Source organism: Pseudomonas sp. PB101, assembly GCF_009764265.1.
GTDB lineage: Bacteria > Pseudomonadota > Gammaproteobacteria > Pseudomonadales > Pseudomonadaceae > Aquipseudomonas.
In genome coordinates this window covers 36,157-56,798 of record NZ_RWIR01000073.1, presented here as the reverse complement: position 1 = coordinate 56,798, position 20,642 = coordinate 36,157, and the positions used below count along the sequence as shown (strand labels likewise).

Genomic DNA, 20,642 nt, shown 5'->3' with positions numbered 1-20,642 from the left:
ACACGCTGTACCCCGCGCGCAGGGCCGATATAATGCGGCCCTTTGCCGTCGCTTCGTCTGTTGACGTTTCGAACAGGCCTTTGGCCGCAGCCTCCGTGGAAGAACCTAATGAAAAGCGCAGAAATCCGTGAAGCCTTCCTTCGCTTCTTCGAAGAGCAAGGCCACACCCGTGTAGCCTCCAGCTCTTTGATTCCGGGCAACGACCCAACCCTGCTGTTCACTAACGCGGGGATGAACCAGTTCAAGGACTGCTTCCTGGGCCAGGAAAAGCGCGCGTACACCCGCGCCACCAGCAGCCAGAAATGCGTACGTGCCGGCGGCAAGAACAGTGACCTGGAAAACGTCGGTTATACCGCTCGTCACCACACCTTCTTCGAAATGCTCGGTAACTTCAGCTTCGGTGACTATTTCAAGCACGATGCGATCACCTTCGCCTGGACCTTCCTGACCGGCGTTCTGAAACTGCCGAAGGAAAAGCTCTGGGTCACCGTCTACGCCTCGGACGACGAAGCGTATGACATCTGGACCAAACAAATCGGCGTGCCGGTCGAGCGCATGATCCGCATCGGCGACAACAAGGGTGCGCCATACGCCTCCGACAACTTCTGGACCATGGGCGATACCGGCCCGTGCGGCCCATGCACCGAGATTTTCTACGATCACGGCGACCACATCTGGGGTGGCCCACCGGGCTCGCCTGAAGAAGACGGCGACCGCTACATCGAGATCTGGAACAACGTCTTCATGCAGTTCAACCGCACCGCCGATGGCGTGTTGCATCCGTTGCCAGCGCCGTCGGTCGACACCGGCATGGGCCTGGAGCGGATCAGTGCGGTGATGCAGCACGTCAATTCCAACTACGAAATCGACCTGTTCAAGAACCTGCTGAGTGCGTCGGCCGAGGCGATCGGCTGCGAAAATGGCGATCAGTCTTCGCTGAAAGTGGTTTCCGACCACATCCGTTCGTGCGGTTTCCTGATCGCCGACGGCGTCCTGCCGTCCAATGAAGGCCGTGGCTACGTGCTGCGCCGGATCATTCGTCGTGCCTGCCGTCACGGTAACAAGCTGGGCGCCACCGGCAGCTTCTTCTACAAGATCGTTGCCGCGCTGGTTGCCGAGATGGGCGAAGCCTTCCCGGAACTGAAGAAGCAGCAGAGCAACATCGAGCGCGTCCTCAAGGCCGAAGAAGAGCAGTTCTCCAAGACTCTGGAGCACGGCCTGAAGATTCTCGAGCAGGACCTGGCTGAGCTCAAAGGCACCGTGGTGCCGGGCGACGTGGTGTTCAAGCTGTATGACACCTACGGTTTCCCGATGGACCTGACCGCCGACATCGCCCGTGAGCGCGAGCTGACCATCGACGAAGCCGGTTTCGAGCGTGAGATGGAAGCCCAGCGTGTGCGTGCGCGTTCGGCCAGCTCGTTCGGTCTGGACTACAACACCCTGGTCAAGGTTGACGTGGCCACCGAATTCACCGGCTACACCGATACCAGTGGTTCGGCAAAAATCGTGGCGATCTACAAGGATGGCCAGTCCGTCGACGTCTTGAGTGAAGGCGAAGAGGCTGTGATCGTTCTGAACCAGACGCCGTTCTACGCTGAATCCGGCGGCCAGATCGGCGACTGCGGCTTTCTGCAGGCGGGCAACGCGCGTTTTGATGTACGCGATACCACCAAGACCGGCGGCGCGTTCCTGCACCACGGCGTGCTGGATTCGGGCAGCCTGACGATTGGCGCTCCGGTGGAAACCCACGTGGACGCCGACGTGCGTCACGCCACTTCGCTGAACCACTCTGCAACTCACTTGCTGCACGCCGCATTGCGTCAGGTATTGGGCGATCACGTTCAACAGAAAGGCTCGCTGGTCGACAGTCAGCGCCTGCGCTTCGACTTCAGCCATTTCGAAGCGATCAAGCCTGAGCAGATCAAGGCGCTGGAAGACATCGTCAACGCCGAGATTCGCAAGAACTCCGAAGTTGAAACCGAAGAAACCGACATCGAAACCGCCAAGCAGAAAGGCGCCATGGCGCTGTTCGGCGAGAAGTACGGCGACAACGTGCGCGTACTGAGCATGGGCGGCGATTTCTCCGTCGAGCTGTGCGGCGGTATCCACGCCAACCGTACCGGCGACATCGGCCTGCTGAAAATCATCAGCGAAGGCGGTGTGGCATCGGGTGTGCGTCGTATCGAGGCAGTTACCGGTGCGCAAGCGCTGGCCTACTTGAACGCGGCGGAAGAACAACTCAAGGAAGCGGCCAACCTGGTCAAGGGCAGCCGCGACAACCTGATCGACAAGCTGTCGGCTGTGCTGGAGCGCAACCGTCTGCTGGAGAAGCAACTCGAGCAGTTGCAAGCCAAGGCTGCCAGTGCCGCGGGCGACGATCTGTCGGCCCAGGCACAGGACGTCAAGGGCGTGAAAGTGCTGGCCGTGCGTCTGGACGGTCAGGATGGCAAGGAGCTGCTGGCGCTGGTCGATCAACTGAAAAACAAACTCGGCCGCGCAGTGATCCTGCTCGGCAGTGTCCATGAGGAAAAGGTCGTTCTGGTTGCAGGCGTAACCAAAGACCTGACTGGCCAACTCAAAGCCGGTGATTTGATGAAGCAAGCCGCTGCGGCAGTGGGCGGGAAGGGCGGTGGTCGTCCAGACATGGCGCAAGGCGGCGGTACCGACGCTGGCGCACTGGACGCGGCACTGGCGCTGACCGTTCCGTTTGTAGAGCAGGGTCTATAAGGCAGTACGTGCGGCTCGCAGTCTAGTGGCGGGCCGCAACGCTGTTTGAGTGATTATTTGGGCGCCCTTCATGGGCAGAGGCGGCTTTGAAATGGCTTTGATCGTACAGAAATTTGGAGGCACCTCGGTCGGCACCGTCGAGAGAATCGAGCAGGTCGCCGACAAGGTTAAGAAATTCCGCGATGCCGGCGATGACCTGGTGGTTGTGCTGTCAGCAATGAGCGGCGAAACCAACCGTCTGATCGATCTGGCCAAGCAAATCAGTGGCGACGGCCAACCGGTTCCGCGCGAGCTGGACGTGATCGTTTCCACCGGTGAGCAGGTGACGATTGCCCTGTTGGCCATGGCGCTGATCAAGCGTGGCGTGCCAGCGGTGTCGTACACCGGCAACCAGGTGCGGATCCTGACGGATAGCGCGCACAATAAAGCACGTATCCTGCAGATTGATGACCAGAAGATTCGCGGTGATCTGAAGGCAGGTCGCGTGGTGGTTGTCGCCGGTTTCCAGGGCGTCGACGAGCACGGCAACATCACCACCCTCGGTCGTGGCGGTTCCGACACCACCGGCGTGGCGCTGGCGGCAGCCCTGAAGGCTGACGAATGCCAGATCTACACCGACGTCGACGGCGTCTACACCACCGACCCGCGTGTGGTGTCCGTGGCTCAGCGCCTGGACAAGATCACCTTCGAAGAGATGCTGGAAATGGCCAGCCTCGGTTCCAAGGTGCTGCAGATCCGCGCGGTCGAATTCGCTGGCAAGTACAACGTTCCGCTGCGCGTACTGCACAGCTTCAAGGAGGGTCCGGGCACCCTCATTACTATTGATGAAGAGGAAACCATGGAACAGCCGATCATTTCCGGTATCGCTTTCAACCGCGATGAAGCCAAGCTGACCATCCGTGGCGTGCCAGACATCCCGGGCGTTGCCTTCAAGATTCTCGGCCCGATCAGTGCCGCGAACATCGAAGTCGACATGATCGTGCAGAACGTCGCGCACGATAACACCACCGACTTCACCTTCACCGTGCACCGCAACGACTACCAGGCGGCGCAAGCCGTGCTGGAAAAGACCGCTGGCGAGCTGGGTGCCCGTGAGGTCGTGGGCGACACCAAGATCGCCAAGGTGTCGATCGTCGGCGTTGGCATGCGCTCCCACGCAGGCGTGGCCAGCCGCATGTTCGAATCCCTGGCCAAGGAAAGCATCAACATCCAGATGATCTCGACCTCGGAAATCAAAGTCTCCGTAGTGATCGAAGAGAAGTACCTGGAACTGGCTGTGCGCGCCCTGCACACGGCTTTCGAACTGGACGCACCGGCCCGCCAGGGCGAGTGATGCGTTTGCCAAGGGGCGCGGTTTGACCGCGCCCCTTGTTTTTTTGCAAGGCGCGACCCGTTGGCTGTTCTTTTGCTCGCGCTGGTCAATACTCAGGCATGTAGGACTTCGGCCGTTTTGGTTGTAGGTCGATTGCCTTTTTTTTGCAGACTGTTGTCCCTGAAATGAAATGCGTGAGGAGAAAGGTATGCTGATTCTGACTCGTCGGTGCGCAGAAAGCCTGATTATCGGTGATGGCGAAATCACCGTGACCGTGCTCGGCGTCAAAGGAAATCAAGTGCGCATCGGTGTTAATGCCCCCAAAGAGGTAGCGGTTCACCGGGAAGAAATTTACCTGCGTATCAAGAAAGAGAAGGACGAAGAACCAAGCCATTAATTTTTATCGTTTTTTATGTTTGCAAACGGGGAAGAAGCTGGTTAATATACGCCCCGTGTTGCGGAGAGCTGGCCGAGTGGCCGAAGGCGCTCCCCTGCTAAGGGAGTACACCTCAAAAGGGTGTCGGGGGTTCGAATCCCCCGTTCTCCGCCATTATTTGCTTAGTACGTCGTAATCTGGCTTTTTCGGTAAGTTGTTGAAATTACTAGAAAAAGTGTTTGACATAGAGATTAGACGGCCTATAATGCGCGGCAACAAATGCACTCGTAGCTCAGCTGGATAGAGTACTCGGCTACGAACCGAGCGGTCACAGGTTCGAATCCTGTCGAGTGCACCATTTAAGAGTCATTTATAGTAATGTAAGTGACTTGGCTTCAACCAGTTGTGATCTGGTCTAAAAACACAAATTGCACTCGTAGCTCAGCTGGATAGAGTACTCGGCTACGAACCGAGCGGTCACAGGTTCGAATCCTGTCGAGTGCACCATACAAACAAAAAGCCCGCATTTCATGCGGGCTTTTTGCCGTCTGGCGTTTGGCTTTTCCCTTCTTGCTTCCCTTCCTGTTGAACGCCACGCGTGCCCGGCGTCTTGCTGGCTCTTGCCGGTTGAAGATCGCCTCTGCGTGCACCCGGGCGTCCTGGGTGCATTCCATTTCAAGGCTGGCGGCTACAATTTTCGAAGGGGCGTGTGTTTTCCTCTCGGATTGCGTCGTCGCATTTTCACGGATCAGGACAATGCTCAAGTTTGTTGTGCAAGCGCTTGTTTCAGCCAAGATTTTTTAACGTTTAAAACCGTCAGGCGGTGTATCATTGCGCCCGTCAGCCCCGCCGGGGCTTGTGGAATACCTCCATGGACTTACCCAGTAGTTACTCAGTACCTAGTTTTACCAATCATGAATTGACTGATTGATCCTTCCGGCGTGCCCCGCTGCTGGGAGTGGAGTTCGCCTATGTCTGAAATCGAAGTAAAGAAAACGCAGGAAAGCTTGCAGGATCGCCTGGCTCAGGTGGTTGAGTTGCTGCAGCGCCAGCGAGTAGTAGAAGACCTGACTCACCGCCAGGAAGGCCCGCATCATGACCGGGTCGAGAACCTGGTCCACCGGCAGAACCTCGTCGAGTTGCAACGCAAGCTCGATGACCTGCACTCCGCCGACGTCGCCTACATCCTTGAAGCCCTGCCGCTGGACGATCGTCTGACGCTGTGGCAATTGGTCAAGGCCGATCGCGACGGCGACATCCTTCTTGAAGTATCAGATTCGGTTCGTGAATCGCTGATCGCCGACATGGACGATCACGAGCTCCTGGCTGCGGCCAAGGACATGGATGCCGACGAACTCGCTGACCTGGCCTCCGAGCTGCCGCGAGACGTCGTCCATGAGCTCATGGAGACCCTCGACCAGCAACAACGCGAGCGCGTGCGTTCGGCTCTGTCCTACGACGAGGAGCAGGTCGGTGCGTTGATGGACTTCGAGATGGTGACCATCCGCGAGGATGTCAGCCTTGAAGTGGTCTTGCGTTATCTGCGCCGTCTCAAAGAGTTGCCGGGCCATACCGACAAGCTGTTCGTGGTCGATTACGACGGCGTGCTCAAGGGCGTGTTGCCGATCAAGCGTTTGCTGGTCAACGATCCGGACAAACAGGTTGCCGAGGTGATGGCCAGCGACCCGGTAAGTTTTCACCCGGACGAAGACGCCTACGACGCCGCCCAGGCGTTCGAGCGTTACGACTTGATCTCGGCGCCCGTGGTCGACAAGAACGGCAAGCTGATCGGCCGTCTGACCATCGACGAAATGGTCGACCTGATCCGTGAAGAGAGCGAAAGCGAAGTTCTCAACATGGCGGGTCTGCGGGAAGAAGAAGACATTTTTGCTTCGGTCTGGAAATCCCTGCGCAACCGTTGGGCCTGGCTGGCGATCAACCTGATTACCGCGTTCGTGGCCTCCCGGGTCATCGGTCTGTTTGAAGGTTCGATTGAGAAACTGGTGGCGCTGGCGGCATTGATGCCGATCGTGGCGGGCATTGGCGGCAACTCGGGCAACCAGACCATCACCATGATTGTCCGGGCCATGGCGCTGGACCAGGTGAGTACCGGCAATACCTCGCGCCTTATGCGCAAGGAATTGGCCGTCGCGTTGATCAACGGCGTGATCTGGGGCGGGGTGATCGGTGTCGTTGCCTATCTGCTGTACGGCAGCTGGTCTCTGGGCGTGGTGATGACCGCCGCGATGACGCTCAACCTGCTGCTGGCGGCATTGATGGGGGTCTTGATTCCGATGACCCTGGCGAAGATGGGGCGCGATCCGGCAATGGGTGCCAGCGTGATGATCACGGCCGTGACCGACAGCGGCGGCTTTTTCATCTTCCTCGGCTTGGCAACAATCTTCCTGCTCTGAGGCACTGCCCAGTAAAAACCCGCCAATTGGCGGGTTTTTTTGTGCCCGGATTTCAGGAAGCACCGACAACGCAATAGCTGTAGGAGCCGGCTTGCCGGCGATGGACTCAAGTGCGCCGCGTTTATCCGGTTCACACGCGATATCGTTAGCAACCGGGGAATTGTAGGAGCCGGCTTGCTGGCGATGGACTCAAATGCGCCGCGTTTATCCAGGTACACGCGTTATCGTTAACGACCATCGCTGGCAAGCCAGCTCCTACAAGGAAGCAGTGTCCAGTAAATGCCCAAAAAAAAGCCAGCGATCAGGCTGGCTTGAGCTTTCTGGCTGAATCAGGACGCGTCGGCGGCCATTTCAGCATCATGTGCGATCAGCGAGACGAGGGCGTTCTGCTGTCGGTGGGAGAGTTGGCGGAAGCGTTGCAGCAGCTCGCGTTCGTGCAAGGAAAGCTCCGGGCTGTCCAGGCGCATGCTCAACTCTTCTCCCAGTGCGCCTTCCTGAATAAGACTCTGCTCAAGGCGCGCAATGATTTCGGAGTTCATGCTGCGATGATGGTTGCGAGCCACTTCGGCAATGCGTTCACGCATTCCGTCTGGCAGACGTACGACGAACTTGTCAGCCGTACGGCTGGAATAAATTGCCTGTTTCAATGGGCGCATATATTTAACCGGTTAGTTCAGGGGAGCGGTTTTCGGGATTGGCCGCAGGATGTCTGGTAGGACAAGCGCTCTGACCAAATGTTCAACCTGAATTGATAGAAGCGCGCATCATGCCTCAAGCCAGCCAGATCCTTGGCGTCAATTCTGTGACAAATATTGAACTGGATAAAGGCGTTCTGCCAGCACCAATTATCAGAAATGCGGACTGGTTTGAAAAGTTCGACCGGCCGTATCGCTTAACGCTTTCTCCGCCCGACAAAAGGTTGCCCAAGGGCAGAAACAACGCACTCGATCACTGTTCCATACCTATACAGAATAGTGGCAAATGGCCGATTTACTAGGGGGAGTCGTATAGAGGGGATGAATTGGGGATGGATGGCAGGCCCTTGCACCGGGACTGCCAAGCCAGGATCAGCGCAGTACCGGATCAAACTTGATCTTGCGCCCGGCAATCAATGCGAGCACGAACAGAGCGCTGAATACACCGCAGGCGATCAGGGGGAGGGTGACGACCATGTCCTGGGTCAAGACCCGATGAAAAATGCCGCTCGACAAGGCGAGGATGAGAAAGCTCGCGGCTGATTTGGACATGCTGTGCTCCTGGTGGGGGTCATTCAAAAAACCAAACGTTCGGCAGGTGGAGTCGCTACCAGGATGTTTTCCTGGCTGACGTCCTGGCTGACAAAGCCGTGCTGGTCGCTCATCACGGCCAACTGCGGTGCTTTCTGCAGTTGAAGGTAATGGGGCATTCGCTGGGCAACCTGCGTAGCACCACTCTCGGGGAAATAATGAAAACCCAGCAAAACCGTCAGGGCGATTGCATTCGAGAGTAAAAGGGCACTATTCATGGCGCTGGCCTCGGTTGTTCTGTGAGAACAGTGGAAGCAGCTCGCATGCCAGAGTCTATCGGCAATTAAATTCTTTAAAAACAATGTATTAAGTTATTTTTGGTAAGGCGCTGCATTGCATTTTGCAATGATGGCTTTTTGAGGTGATGCAATTTGCACGGTAAACGAATCCGCGCCCGGCAGAGGCTTCTTCCTACACTTAAAAAGCCTACGGACGACATGACAAATGCAGGCCCGGCCGTTAACATGCACGCCGTCCATCGCGTCGCGTTTCTTCGCGACCGACTTGTGTCTCAGTAGCTCAATTGGATAGAGCATCCCCCTCCTAAGGGGAAGGTTGGCAGTTCGAACCTGCCCTGGGACACCATCATTCATCAGCGCTTCGCTGTGCACAAAAGCCCCGTCGGAAATTTGCTTCCGGCGGGGCTTTTTTGTGCGCGATGTCTCGTTTTCAGTAGTGCCTTCACTTATTCAGAGTAAGCGTTGGGGAAGGTTCTCAAGGGAACGCCACTGCTGGCCGATAACCCGGACAGTCAGGGGCCGGCTGCGCATTTGCCTTTGGGTTGTTCCTCTTAAATTGCCTGGAAATCTTCGATGCTGTCGTATCACCAAAAGCGTTTTCTGATCGTCGATGATTTCTCGGACTTCCGCAGTTCGGTTCGGTCGATGTTGCGCGAACTGGGCGTCAAGGAAGTGGACACTGCCGACACGGGCGAGCAGGCGCTGAAAATGTGCTCGCAGAAGGCCTACGATTTCATCCTGCAGGATTTTCACCTGGGCGACGGCAAGAAGAACGGCCAGCAGGTGCTCGAAGACCTGATGGAAGAGAAGCTGATCAGCCATGAAGCGGTGTTCGTCATGGTCACCGCCGAAACCAGCCAGGCCATGGTGCTCAGCGCGCTGGAGCACGAGCCCGACGCCTACCTGACCAAGCCGTTCAACCGTTCCAGCCTGGCCCAGCGTCTGGAGCGCCTGGAGCAGCGCAAGACGCTGCTCAAGCCGATCCTGCAGGCCCTCGACCGGGGCAAGCCGATGGAGGTGCTCAACGCCTGCATCGCCCTGTGCAAGCAGGACATCCGCTATTCGCCGTTGTGCCTGCGCTATCGCGCCGATGCCTTGCGCGACCTCAATCAGAACGAGGCGCTGGAGCGTCTTTACGACGGCATCATCGCCGACCGTCCTTTGCCGTGGGCGTTTGCCGGCCTGGGCAAGTTGCTGTTCAAGCGCGGTCAGGTCGCACAGGCCAAAGGCGTCTACGAAAAAGCCCTGAAAGTCTTCCCGATGATGCCGTCGCTGTATGACGGCATGGCTGACGTGCTGGTCGCCGAAGGCGACACCAAGGGCGCGCAGCGCGTTCTCGAAGAGGCGATTCGCCTGTCGCCGCTGGCGGTGCGCCGGCAAGCATTGCTCGGCAAGCTGGCGATGACCAACGAGGACTTCGACACCGCTTCCAAAGCCTATCGTCAGGCGGTGGCCCAGGGCGCGCAGTCACGCTTCAAGGACCCTGAAAGCAACCTCGGCCTGGCTCACGCCTTGATCAGCAAGGGCAGCGACAGGGGCCTGGATACCCGTACCCGGCTGGAAATCAATACCACGCTGAGCGCCGTGGCCAAGGACAACCCTGGCGACCCTGGCCTGCAGATTCGTGCGCGCTTGATGAAGGCCACCAGCATGCTGATCAACGATGCGGAAACGGCCGACAAGCTCACCGAGCAAGCGCTGTTGCGCCTCGATGGCATGGAGCAATTCATGAGCGCCGAAGCGGCGTTGCTGGTGGCCAAGCAATTGAAGATGCTCGGGCAGACCGAGGCCGGCACCGCCATGCTGAAAAACTGCGTGGAAATCTACGGCGACGATCCGGCGGTGATGAAGGACATCGCCAAGCAGACCGACGACCCGAGCATCCTCAATTCCGGCAATGCCGCGGCGGAACTCAACCGCCAGGGCGTGCGCGTGTACAAGACCGGCAATCTGGTCGAGGCGCGGCAGGTCTTTCGCAAAGCCCTGGCGATGCAACCGAAGAACATCAGTATCGCCCTCAACCTGGCGCAGTCGTTGTTGCACGGCACCGATACCGGCGTTGCTTCGGCGGAGCTGGAAGAATGTCGGACCTGTCTGAAAATGGTCGGTCTGATGCCCGACTCCGACGCGCGCTTTGCGCGTTACCAGAAGCTGAAAAGCAAGGCGTTTGGCCAATGAACGACGACCAACAGGCACTGGATTTCTCCACGGTGATTGCCTCGACCGTGCACGATATGAAGAACTCGCTGGCCATGCTGATGCAGGCCCACAGCCAGTGGTTGGCGCGATTGCCGGCGTCGGCGCAGCAGACGCCGGAGCAGGGCGTGATCGACTTCGAGTTCGCCCACCTCAACGGCATGCTGGTGCAGTTGCTGGGGCTGTATAAGCTCGGCGTCAACCAGATGCCGTTGCAACCGGCCTACCATGAGCTGGACGACTTCATCGAAGCGCAGCTGGCGTGTCATCAGGAAGTGTTCGCCAGCCGCGGCATCATGGCCACCTATGAAGTGGACCCGCTGAGCCCGCTGGGTTTCTTCGATCGTGAGTTGATCGCCTCGGTCCTGGCCAACTGCATCAACAATGCGATCCGCTTTGCACGGCATGCCGTTTTGATCAACGTCAGCGACGAAGCCGGGCAACTGGTGTTGACGATCAATGACGATGGCCCGGGGTATCCGGCGCAGATGCTCGAGCGTCAGGCCGATTACGTGCAGGGCATCAATCAAACCACCGGTAGCACCGGGTTGGGTCTGTACTTCGCCGGGCGAATCGCCGCGCTGCATCAGCGCAACGGCGTCGGCGGACGTACCGAAATCAGCAATGGCGGACCCTTGGGGGGTGGCGTGTTCCGCCTGTACCTGCCCTGACCGGCAGCATATTTATCGACGCTGCTTGAAATTCCGAACACGCGGAGCCTATTTTGTACGGTCGCCGTTCGCGGCCCGCACAATAACAAGGATAGCGTCATGACGACCGTTGGCCTGAGTTCACTCGCGCAGCGATTGACGGGCATTGATGAAGTTGAATGTGTCACGCCGGATTTGAACGGCGTTCCACGGGGCAAGGTGATGACCAGCGAGGGCTTTCTCGACGGTCGACGGTTGCAGTTGGCGCGGGGTGTGCTGCTGCAATGCATCATGGGCGGATACCCGCCAGCACGTTTTTACGGCAGCGATGATGGCGACCTCGCACTGATTCCGGACCCGGCACAGATTCACCGCCTGCCCTGGAGCAACCCGCCCCGTGCCTTCGCCATTTGCGACGCGGATGAACTGGGCACCACCACCAGCTCCAATCTGTCGACCCGTGGCCAGCTCAAGGCGGTGATTGCCCGTTACGCGGCCCGTGGCCTGGCGCCCGTGGTGGCGACCGAGCTTGAATTCTTCGTGTTTGCGCCGAACACCGACCCGACCCAGCCGTTCCAGCCACCGTTGGGGCTGGACGGGCGTCGCGAGGATGGTCAGTCGGCGTTCAGCGTCAGTTCCAACAATGGCTTGCGGCCGTTCTTCAATGAGGTCTACGCGTGCATGGCGGCCCTGGGGTTGCCGCGCGATACGTTCATGCACGAAATGGGCGTGAGCCAATTCGAGATCAATCTGCTGCATGGCGATCCGTTGCTGCTGGCCGACCAGACCTTTCTGTTCAAGCATTTGCTCAAGGAAGTTGCCCTCAAGCATGGCCTCAGCGTGGTGTGCATGGCCAAGCCGCTGGCGCATACGCCGGGCAGTTCGATGCATATTCACCAGAGCGTCGTCGAAATCGGTTCGGGGCGTAACGTGTTCAGCGATGAGGCGGGGCAGGAGACAGCCACCTTCCGCCACTTCGTTGCCGGCCAGCAAGCCTGCATGGCCGACTTCACCGCGTTGTTTGCGCCGAACGTGAACTCCTACCAGCGTTTGTGCCACCCCTACGCCTCACCGAACAATGCCTGCTGGTCCCACGACAACCGGGCGGCGGGCCTACGCATCCCGGCCAGTTTGCCGGTGGCCCGTCGGGTCGAGAACCGCTTGCCCGGAGCCGATGCCAACCCCTATCTGGCGATTGCCGCAAGTCTGGCGGCCGGGTTGCATGGCATCGAGAACGCATTGGAGCCGAGCGCGCCGATCCAGGGGGAGTTCGAAGTGCCGGATAATCTTTCGCTGCCCTGTACCTTGCATGCGGCACTCGAGCGTCTGAAACGTAGCCGGTTGGCCAAGGAACTGTTCGGTGCGGAATTCATCGAAGGCTACATCGCTTCGAAGACCCTGGAACTGACCAGTTTTTATGATGAAATTACTCCCTGGGAACGGCGTGTTTTAGCAGCCCAGGCCTGACGACCCGTCGACATCCGGCTATCGTTTAGCGATAGCCGATTCTCACTGCAAGGAGTCGCTCGTTGCGCCAAATCTGGAAATCCTTTCGAGCGCTGTATTTCGCCTCGCTGATGATGTTGATCGGCTCGGGCCTGTTGAGTACTTACCTGGGCTTGCGCCTGGCGGCCGACAATGTCGACAGCCTGTGGGTCGGTGCGTTGATGGCCGCCAACTATTTCGGCCTGGTGCTGGGGGGCAAGATCGGTCACCGCTTGATTGCCCGGGTCGGGCATATCCGGGCTTACTCGGCCTGTGCCGGGATCGTCGGCGCGGCGGTGCTGGGCCATGGCCTGGTCGACTGGCTGCCGGCTTGGCTGTTCCTGCGGGTGATCGTCGGCCTCGGCATGATGTGCCAGTACATGGTGATCGAGAGCTGGCTGAACGAGCAGGCCGAAGCCAAACAGCGCGGGCTGGTGTTCAGCGGTTACATGATCGCGTCCTACCTGGGCCTGGTGTTGGGGCAACTGATCCTGGTCATGCATCCGGCACTGGGGCTGGAGCTGCTGATGCTGGTTGCCCTGTGTTTCGCCCTGTGCCTGGTGCCGGTGGCCCTGACGCGCCGGATTCACCCCGCGCCCTTGCATCCGGCGCCCATGGAACCACGGTTCTTTATCAAGCGCGTGCCGCAGTCATTGAGCACGGTGCTCGGGGCGGGCCTGATCGTCGGTTCGTTTTATGGTCTGGCGCCGCTGTATGCCTCGCAGCAAGGGTTATCCACGGAGCAGGTCGGTCTGTTCATGGGTAGCTGCATTTTTGCCGGGTTGCTGGTGCAGTGGCCGTTGGGCTGGTTGTCCGACCGCTACGATCGGGCTGTGTTGATCCGCAGTTTCGCTTTCAGCCTGGCCCTGGCGGCACTGCCGCTGGCGATCATGCCGAAGGTGCCGCTGGAGGTTCTGTTTATCGCCGGTTTCATCTGTTCGCTGGTGCAGTTCTGCCTGTATCCGCTGGCGGTGGCGTTCTCCAACGACCATGTCGAGGGTGATCGCCGGGTGTCCCTGACGGCGATGTTGCTGGTGACCTACGGCGTTGGCGCGAGTATCGGACCGCTGGTGGCAGGCGTGCTGATGAAGCTGTTCGGCAGCCAGATGCTTTACGCGTTTTTCAGTTTTTTTGCGTTGGTGCTGGTGTGGCGGATTCGTCCGAAAGCCGTGACCAACCTGCACCAGGTGGAAGATGCGCCGCTGCATCACGTGGCCATGCCGGACAACATGACGAGTTCACCACTGGTGGCCTGCCTCGATCCGCGTGTTGACGAGCAGGTGGTGCAGGAGCAGATGCAAAATCCGGTGAGCAACGGGCCAGAGCCTGAAGCAGAACCTGAAACTGTAACCGAAACTGAAACCGGTCAGCCGCCACAAGACCCGGATACAGGGCGGGACCCTAACTTCAGCGAAGCCAGGCCATAAATCCAGGGCATAAAAAAACGGGCAGTCACCGCAAGGGACTGCCCGTTTTTTGTTGACGCTCTATTACATGTCGTCTTTGTCGAACCGACGTGCTTCGCGTTGCAACTGGTAGACGAAGCGCTCGACCTGGCGCTGCACCAGCCCGCTCATGTTGTGGAAGCGAACGCCGGCGAAGGTGGTGGAGATCTTTTCTTCGAAGTGCAGATAACGCAACTCGACCGGAGCGGTCATCTTGCCAAAGGGCAGGTCGGCGTTGAAACGGTCGTAAACCTGGCCCAGTTGCAGGCTGCCGGTGATGTCGCCGTCGAAACGCAATTTGCAGCCGGTAGCGGAAATATCCAGCAGTTTGCCGCTGATCGGGGCCTTGAGCTTTTCGCCGTCGAGGTTGACGTTGACCAGTTGGGCCAGTTTCAGCGCCGCGCGGAACGCGTTGCGGCGCTGGTGGTACGACACTTCATCGGGCAGGGGCCCGCGATAGCAGCGGCTGCCACCGGATTCGTCGATGTTCAATGGGCCGTTGCTTTCCCAGGCAATGCGCACGCCTTCGTGGAAGCCTTCGACCCTGAAGGGTTCGCCCGCCATCAGGTAGCGCTCGCCATCGCGGGGGATCATTTCGTCCAGGGCGATCATGTTGCTTTCACGGTCCAGGTCCACCAGATAGCTCTGGAAGCGCTGGCTGCGCTCATGGAACGTGATGATCAGCGGGTCATGGCTTTCGAGCAGCTGGCGCAGGTTGCTGGAGATTTCCAAGGGCGTGGAGAGCACCTTGGGTGGCTGCGGCGAATCATCCACGGATAAGGCATTGGACACGGTTAATCAATCTCCAGACAAAATTTGACTACGACTGGCCAGCATTCTGCCAGCATCTTTCGCGTCTTGGATAGAGCGGGCTCATCGAGCGGCCTAAGCCTGACTGAGCGGGCGCGGCTTAGCAAGCTTGGAGAATGTTCCGCTGGCATCGTAAAGCGCCGGGGTTTCACCGCCGGTAAGGATTTTCAGCTGAGTGGCCGTAGCGACCTGCTGAGTGAGGATCGACTGACCGTTGTTGGCGTTGATGGCCTGGCACTGGGCCAGGAGATCGGTCAGTACGTCACTTTGCGCGAGCAATTGCTCGCCAATGCTCGATTGACTGGCCAATTGCTCAAGACCGCCACGGTTGGTCGGCAGGTTGAGGCTGGCGAGGATTTCACTGCGCTTGCGGCCATGCTGTTCGAGCAAGACGACCAATGCCTGTTTCTGCGCCAGGATGTCCTCGAGCAATGGCATGTCGCGGCCATGCAAGGCGAGGGATTCGGTGCGCAGCAATTCCAGCAGGTGTTGCGCCGGGGCAAAATCGTCGGTGATCAGTTGCAGTAGATTAGTGTCGTGCATGGCTGGCCTTGGGTTTTAAGCGTCCAAAAGCCTGGCGCCGGCGGTGGCCTAGCGCTGGGCTTCGAAGTTGAGCAGTTTGCTGGCTACACGGTTGCTGTCGACTTTATAGCTGCCATCGGCAATCGCTGCTTTCAACTCGGCCACGCGGGCGTTGTCGACGGCAGGCTGATCGCGCAGCTTGTCAGTGACCTTCTGCAACTGTTGAGCCTCATTGCTGAGATGTACCGATTCCCCGCTTTTGACGGTGCCGGCCTGTTCGGCCGCGGACTCCAGCGGCGCGGTTTTGCCGGTTTCGGCGCTGTCCTTGCTGGCGCTGGTACGTGTACTGCCCGTCAGGGACGAGGAGCTGTTCAAACGGCTGAAATCGATGACCATGATAAAAAACCTCTGGGAATTTGGACGCTTGCCATGTTTTCGGCCATTCCCTGGAAAACTTTAGGCTCATTTATCAATGAACCTCGCGCGCGTCAGCGCTTGCCCTGCATGGAGCACAGTCTAGGGAACAGCCGCGGCAAGCGCCACATTGCGATGAACTCAGAGCCTTACATGGACACTTCCACCTGCCCCGGCGCCATGACCTGCGCCTTGATGACCCGCTGGGAATTGAGGTTTTTCACCCGGATCTGTTCGCTCAGGCTGCCGTTCGACAGGGCTTCACCCGGCATGCGCACGCTGAGCGTACCGCTGCGTGCGGTAATGACCACCTGATCGCCCTTGCGGATGACCTCGGCCTGTTCGATATGCACCAGGGTAATCACTTGGTCGGCGACCATTGGTCGGGTCAGACGCTGCCCGATCGCCTGGTCGAGGGAGGTCAGGTAGCCCTGGCTGATCAGGCTGATGTCGCGCTCGCGCAGCACCACATCGCCGGGTTCGACAATGGCGGCGCGACGCAGTGGCCGGGCGGCGCTGACGACGTCGCGAAACAGGCGGACTTGAGCGGGTACGTACACGGTCCAGGGGGAGGAACCCTCGCAGCGGACCTTGACCGTGACGCGTCCCAGGGGCTTGGAACTCTCCAGCGTTGCTGTCAATTCCTTGTCGCACATGGGCATGTGCATGCGCGGATCGAGCTGCTTGACCTCGATCTCGTAGCGACCTTCCGTTTGACTGGTAGCCAGATAGTCTTCTACGGTGAATTCAAGAAAGCCCTGAGTGACGCCGATAAGCATGTCAGGCAAGGTAACCGCGTCAGCAAGGGCAGGGCTGCCAGCGTTGAACAGGCAAACGGCCGCCAGCACACCAAGCCATTTGCGGTAGGGTGTGGTCAGGCGTCGAAAAAATGTCGGTTCTGTGTTCATAACGATTAAAAAAGCAAGCGCCGTGCCGTTTAGTGATCAAGGCGCGTCGCAACAACACTTGGCGTTGGTGTAGGAGTCTGGGCATGGCTGGTGTAATGGATTCGGTAAACCAGCGCACGCAACTGGTGGGGCAGAATCGCCTTGAGCTGTTGTTGTTCCGTCTCGACGGCCAGCAGCTGTACGGGATCAACGTCTTCAAGGTTCGGGAGGTGCTGCAATGCCCCAAACTGACGCTGATGCCCAAGTCCAGTCCTGTCGTGTGCGGTGTGGCGAACATCCGGGGGGCGACCATTCCGATCCTTGATCTGGCAATGGCGACCGGCTCGGGTGCATTGAAGGACAAGAACAATCCCTTCGTGATCATCACGGAGTACAACACCAAGACCCAGGGTTTCCTGGTCCGCTCGGTGGAGCGCATCGTCAATATGAACTGGGAAGAGATCCATCCGCCGCCCAAGGGCACCGGACGCGATCACTACCTGACGGCGGTGACGCGGGTCGACAATCAGTTGGTCGAAATCATCGACGTCGAGAAGGTGCTGGCGGAAGTGGCGCCGACGCCGGAAGCGATTTCCGTCGGTGTGGTGGATGTCGAAACCCAGCACAAGGCGCTGTCGTTGCGCGTGCTGACGGTCGACGACTCGTCGGTGGCACGCAAGCAGGTCACGCGTTGCCTGCAAACGGTCGGCGTCGAAGTGGTGGCGTTGAACGACGGTCGGCAAGCGCTGGACTACCTGCGCAAACTGGTCGACGAGGGCAAGAAGCCGGAAGAAGAGTTCCTGATGATGATCTCCGACATCGAGATGCCGGAGATGGACGGGTACACCCTGACGGCGGAAATCCGCAACGACCCGCGCATGCAAAAGCTTCATATCATCCTGCATACTTCGTTGTCGGGGGTATTCAATCAGGCGATGGTCAAGAAGGTCGGTGCCGATGACTTCCTGGCCAAATTCCGTCCTGATGACCTGGCATCCCGGGTAGTCGACCGGATCAAAGCAGCAGATATCAGCTAGGGGCCCCGCCCCTGGCAGTCAACACGATTTAAGAGGCGGCATCATTGTCTACGGGTAATTTGGATTTCGAACAGTTCCGGGTATTCCTGGAAAAAGCCTGTGGCATTTTGCTCGGTGAAAACAAGCAGTACCTGGTCTCCAGCCGTCTCAACAAACTGATGGAACAGCAAGGCATCAAGTCTTTGGGTGAGCTGGTTCAGCGCATGCAGACCCAGCCGCGCAGCGGTTTGCGCGAACAGGTGGTGGATGCCATGACCACCAACGAAACCCTGTGGTTTCGTGACACCTACCCGTTTGAAGTCTTGAAGAACAAGGTACTGCCCGAAGCGATCAAGGCCAGTCCCGGCCAGCGCCTGCGTATCTGGTCGGCGGCGTGTTCGTCGGGCCAGGAACCGTATTCGCTGTCGATGTCCATCGACGAGTTCGAGCGGGTCAACATGGGCCAGTTGCGAATGGGCGTGCAGATCGTTGCCACCGACCTGTCCGGCACCATGTTGAACAACTGCAAGACCGGCGAATACGACAGCCTGGCGATCGGCCGCGGTCTGTCGCCCGAGCGCCTGCAGCGTTATTTCGACCCGAAAGGGCCGGGGCGCTGGGCGATCAAGGCGCCGATCAAGAGCCGGGTGGAGTTCCGTTCCTTCAACCTGCTGGACAGTTACGCGGCCCTCGGCAAGTTCGACATCGTGTTCTGCCGCAACGTGTTGATCTACTTCTCCGCCGAGGTGAAGAAGGACATCCTGTTGCGCATCCACAGCACGTTGAAGCCGGGCGGTTACCTGTTCCTCGGTGCTTCCGAAGCGCTGAACGGCTTGCCGGATCATTACCAGATGGTCCAGTGCAGTCCGGGGATCATTTACCAGGCGAAGTGATTTCGTTGGTGTTGTCAAAAAACGGGAGCCCTTTGGGGCTCCCGTTTTTTTATGCCTGCTGATTTCCAATTTACACCGCATGCCCTTGTAGGAGCCGGCTTGCTGGCGATGAACGATGACACGGTCTGTCTGGATGACTGCGGCGCCTGGATCGCCAGCAAGCCGGCTCCTACAAGGTGACGTGGTGCCAAGCGGCAGAAAAGCGGCAGGCGGCGGAAAACCGTTGCCGCTTTTCTGGCATTGCCGCGTTGCCACGGCCGGCAAAGCCCCGGTTTTCGGGCTTTTTTGAATTGGCATGGGGCTTGCTAAGTTGATCCTACGAAAAATCAGGTCACCCGAAGGTTTCCCGACATGAGCATCAGCTTCGATAAAGCGCTCGGTATCCACGAACAAGCCCTGGGCTTCCGCGCCCAGCGTGCCGAAGTCCTGGCCAACAACATCGCCAACGCCGATACCCCGAACTACAAGGCTCGGGATCTGGACTTCTCGAAAGTGCTCGCCGAGCAGAACGAGAAAACCAAGGGCGGCACTTTTGCCTTGAACATGACCAACAGCCGACATATCGAAGCTGAAGGCCTGGGCAACGGCGACGAGTCGTTGCTGTATCGCACGCCGATGCAACCGTCGATCGACCAGAACACTGTGGACGCTCAGCTGGAGCAGTCGAACTACGCGCAAAACGCGGTCGGCTTCCAGGCCAGCTTCACCCTGCTCAACAGCAAATTCAAAGGGCTGGTATCAGCCCTGCGCGGAGAGTAAGCCATGTCTCTATCCAGTGTTTTCAACATTGCCGGTAGCGGCATGAGTGCGCAGACCACGCGTTTGAACACCGTCGCTTCGAACATCGCCAACGCCGAGACCGTCTCGTCGAGCATCGACCAGACCTACCGCGCGCGTCACCCGGTGTTCGCCACCATGTTCCAGGGCGGCCAGAGCGGCGGCAGCGACTCGCTGTTCCAGAGCCAGGATGCCGCCGGTCAAGGCGTGCAGGTGCTCGGTGTGGTCGAAGACCAGAGCAACCTCGAGGCCCGCTACGAGCCGAACCATCCGGCAGCCGATGCCAAGGGCTACGTCTACTACCCGAACGTCAACGTGGTTGAAGAAATGGCCGACATGATTTCCGCGAGCCGTTCGTTCCAGACCAACGCCGAAATGATGAACACCGCCAAAACCATGATGCAGAAGGTCCTGACCCTCGGTCAGTGATAAGGGGCGACTCAGATGAGTGTTACCGATTCCACCAGCGGTTTGAGCCTCAACGACATCCTGGCCAACTCCTCGATCAAGACCAACACCACGACTGACGGCCTCGCGTCGGCAGCCGGCAGCGCTTCGGGCAACCAGGCGCTGGGCAAGGATGCGTTCCTGCAATTGCTGGTGACCCAGCTGAAAAACCAGAACCCGCTGGAGCCCCAGGACAACGGCGCGTTCGTGGCCCAGTTGGCGCAGTTCAGCAGCCTGGAAGGCATCACCACGCTCAACGACACCGTGAGCGGTCTGGCCAGCAACTACAACTCGTCCCAGGCCTTGCAGGCGTCGTCGCTGGTTGGCCGTTCGGTCATCGCGCCGGGTGACAAGGCTGTGGTCGACACCACCAAGAGCCTCAGCGGCACAGTGGTCGTTCCGTCTTCGGTGACGTCCGCCACCCTGAAGATCACCGACTCGACCGGCAAGACCGTGCGCACCATCGACCTCGGTTCGCAGAAGGCCGGCAACGCCAGCTTCATCTGGGACGGCAAGAACGATGCGGGTGAAACGGTACCTGCCGGCACCTACACGTTCGGCGCCACGACGACGATCGATGGCCAGTCCGTCGCGTTGATCACCAACCTGCCCGCGACCGTCAACAGCGTGACCATCAGCCAGACCGGCGGTGAGTTGATGCTCAATCTGGCCGGGCTGGGCAGCGTTGCCCTGTCCAAAGTACAAACCATTGGTATGTAAAGCCGACTAACCCGGCATAAAGGAGT

At 58.9% G+C, this 20,642-nt stretch carries 20 protein-coding genes and 4 tRNA genes; 17 read left to right on the top strand and 7 right to left on the bottom strand.

Translation table 11 applies throughout. The annotated features are described in order from the left end of the window. Positions 1–108: 108 nt before the first annotated feature. From alaS to mgtE, 7 genes are all read left to right on the top strand, one after another. The gene (gene alaS / locus EI969_RS22495; protein ID WP_160389705.1) at positions 109–2,727 is read left to right on the top strand and encodes an alanine--tRNA ligase; all 2,619 of its coding nucleotides are present in this window, start codon (positions 109–111) and stop codon (positions 2,725–2,727) included. Between the two features lie 91 nt (positions 2,728–2,818). Beyond that, complete coding sequence (locus EI969_RS22490) at positions 2,819–4,060, top strand: aspartate kinase (protein ID WP_007971040.1); 1,242 nt, start codon at positions 2,819–2,821, stop codon at positions 4,058–4,060. Between the two features lie 187 nt (positions 4,061–4,247). Then, a complete protein-coding gene (csrA, locus tag EI969_RS22485) occupies positions 4,248–4,436 on the top strand; it encodes a carbon storage regulator CsrA (protein WP_002554426.1) in 189 nt (62 codons plus the stop codon). Between the two features lie 62 nt (positions 4,437–4,498). Next, positions 4,499–4,589, top strand: a tRNA-Ser gene (locus tag EI969_RS22480). A 107-nt stretch (positions 4,590–4,696) separates the two neighbouring features. After that, a tRNA-Arg gene (locus tag EI969_RS22475) sits at positions 4,697–4,773 on the top strand. Between the two features lie 72 nt (positions 4,774–4,845). Then, positions 4,846–4,922, top strand: a tRNA-Arg gene (locus tag EI969_RS22470). 464 nt (positions 4,923–5,386) lie between these two features. Next, positions 5,387–6,829, top strand: a complete 1,443-nt coding sequence (mgtE, locus tag EI969_RS22465; protein ID WP_160389704.1) for a magnesium transporter — start codon at positions 5,387–5,389, stop codon at positions 6,827–6,829. A gap of 329 nt (positions 6,830–7,158) precedes the next feature. Here the strand turns inward: mgtE and EI969_RS22460 are convergent, their stop codons facing one another. The 3 genes from EI969_RS22460 to EI969_RS22450 form a co-directional block, all read right to left on the bottom strand. After that, on the bottom strand, positions 7,159–7,485 hold the full coding sequence (locus EI969_RS22460; protein ID WP_003178899.1) for an Arc family DNA-binding protein: 327 nt from the start codon (positions 7,483–7,485) through the stop codon (positions 7,159–7,161). 411 nt (positions 7,486–7,896) lie between these two features. After that, positions 7,897–8,076, bottom strand: coding sequence for a PA3371 family protein (locus EI969_RS22455; protein WP_160389703.1), 180 nt, complete (start codon positions 8,074–8,076; stop codon positions 7,897–7,899). A 23-nt stretch (positions 8,077–8,099) separates the two neighbouring features. After that, positions 8,100–8,333, bottom strand: coding sequence for a hypothetical protein (locus EI969_RS22450; protein ID WP_160389702.1), 234 nt, complete (start codon positions 8,331–8,333; stop codon positions 8,100–8,102). A 290-nt stretch (positions 8,334–8,623) separates the two neighbouring features. Here EI969_RS22450 and EI969_RS22445 point away from each other — a divergent pair. The 5 genes from EI969_RS22445 (at position 8,624) to EI969_RS22425 (ending at position 14,112) form a co-directional block, all read left to right on the top strand. Next, positions 8,624–8,700 (top strand) — tRNA-Arg (locus EI969_RS22445). A 227-nt stretch (positions 8,701–8,927) separates the two neighbouring features. Beyond that, a complete protein-coding gene (locus EI969_RS22440; RefSeq protein WP_160389701.1) occupies positions 8,928–10,532 on the top strand; it encodes a tetratricopeptide repeat-containing response regulator in 1,605 nt (534 codons plus the stop codon). Next, entirely contained in the window at positions 10,529–11,221 is a 693-nt protein-coding gene (locus EI969_RS22435) for a sensor histidine kinase KdpD (protein WP_160389700.1), read from the top strand. Before EI969_RS22440 ends, EI969_RS22435 begins: the two co-directional genes overlap by 4 nt. A 201-nt stretch (positions 11,222–11,422) precedes the next feature. Further along, positions 11,423–12,667, top strand: a complete 1,245-nt coding sequence (locus EI969_RS22430; protein ID WP_178120792.1) for a glutamine synthetase family protein — start codon at positions 11,423–11,425, stop codon at positions 12,665–12,667. 62 nt (positions 12,668–12,729) lie between these two features. Beyond that, a complete protein-coding gene (locus tag EI969_RS22425; RefSeq protein WP_160389698.1) occupies positions 12,730–14,112 on the top strand; it encodes an MFS transporter in 1,383 nt (460 codons plus the stop codon). 63 nt (positions 14,113–14,175) lie between these two features. Here EI969_RS22425 and EI969_RS22420 read toward each other — a convergent pair whose 3' ends face one another. From EI969_RS22420 to flgA, 4 genes are all read right to left on the bottom strand, one after another. Continuing rightward, on the bottom strand, positions 14,176–14,922 hold the full coding sequence (locus EI969_RS22420) for a flagellar brake protein (protein ID WP_160389697.1): 747 nt from the start codon (positions 14,920–14,922) through the stop codon (positions 14,176–14,178). 93 nt (positions 14,923–15,015) lie between these two features. Next, a complete protein-coding gene (locus tag EI969_RS22415) occupies positions 15,016–15,483 on the bottom strand; it encodes a flagella synthesis protein FlgN (RefSeq protein ID WP_160389696.1) in 468 nt (155 codons plus the stop codon). Between the two features lie 48 nt (positions 15,484–15,531). Then, entirely contained in the window at positions 15,532–15,858 is a 327-nt protein-coding gene (flgM, locus tag EI969_RS22410; RefSeq protein ID WP_160389695.1) for a flagellar biosynthesis anti-sigma factor FlgM, read from the bottom strand. A 167-nt stretch (positions 15,859–16,025) separates the two neighbouring features. After that, on the bottom strand, positions 16,026–16,784 hold the full coding sequence (gene flgA, locus EI969_RS22405; protein WP_160389694.1) for a flagellar basal body P-ring formation chaperone FlgA: 759 nt from the start codon (positions 16,782–16,784) through the stop codon (positions 16,026–16,028). An 83-nt stretch (positions 16,785–16,867) separates the two neighbouring features. Here flgA and EI969_RS22400 point away from each other — a divergent pair, with 83 nt between their 5' ends. The 5 genes from EI969_RS22400 (at position 16,868) to flgD (ending at position 20,616) form a co-directional block, all read left to right on the top strand. Then, a complete protein-coding gene (locus EI969_RS22400; RefSeq protein WP_007980130.1) occupies positions 16,868–17,800 on the top strand; it encodes a chemotaxis protein CheV in 933 nt (310 codons plus the stop codon). Positions 17,801–17,844: 44 nt separating this feature from the next. Then, entirely contained in the window at positions 17,845–18,672 is an 828-nt protein-coding gene (gene cheR / locus EI969_RS22395) for a protein-glutamate O-methyltransferase CheR (RefSeq protein ID WP_110662516.1), read from the top strand. A gap of 351 nt (positions 18,673–19,023) precedes the next feature. After that, positions 19,024–19,431, top strand: coding sequence for a flagellar basal body rod protein FlgB (gene flgB / locus EI969_RS22390; RefSeq protein ID WP_160389693.1), 408 nt, complete (start codon positions 19,024–19,026; stop codon positions 19,429–19,431). A 3-nt stretch (positions 19,432–19,434) separates the two neighbouring features. After that, entirely contained in the window at positions 19,435–19,878 is a 444-nt protein-coding gene (flgC, locus tag EI969_RS22385) for a flagellar basal body rod protein FlgC (protein ID WP_007980123.1), read from the top strand. Between the two features lie 15 nt (positions 19,879–19,893). Then, complete coding sequence (gene flgD / locus EI969_RS22380) at positions 19,894–20,616, top strand: flagellar hook assembly protein FlgD (RefSeq protein WP_160389692.1); 723 nt, start codon at positions 19,894–19,896, stop codon at positions 20,614–20,616. The last annotated feature ends 26 nt before the right edge of the window (positions 20,617–20,642 follow it).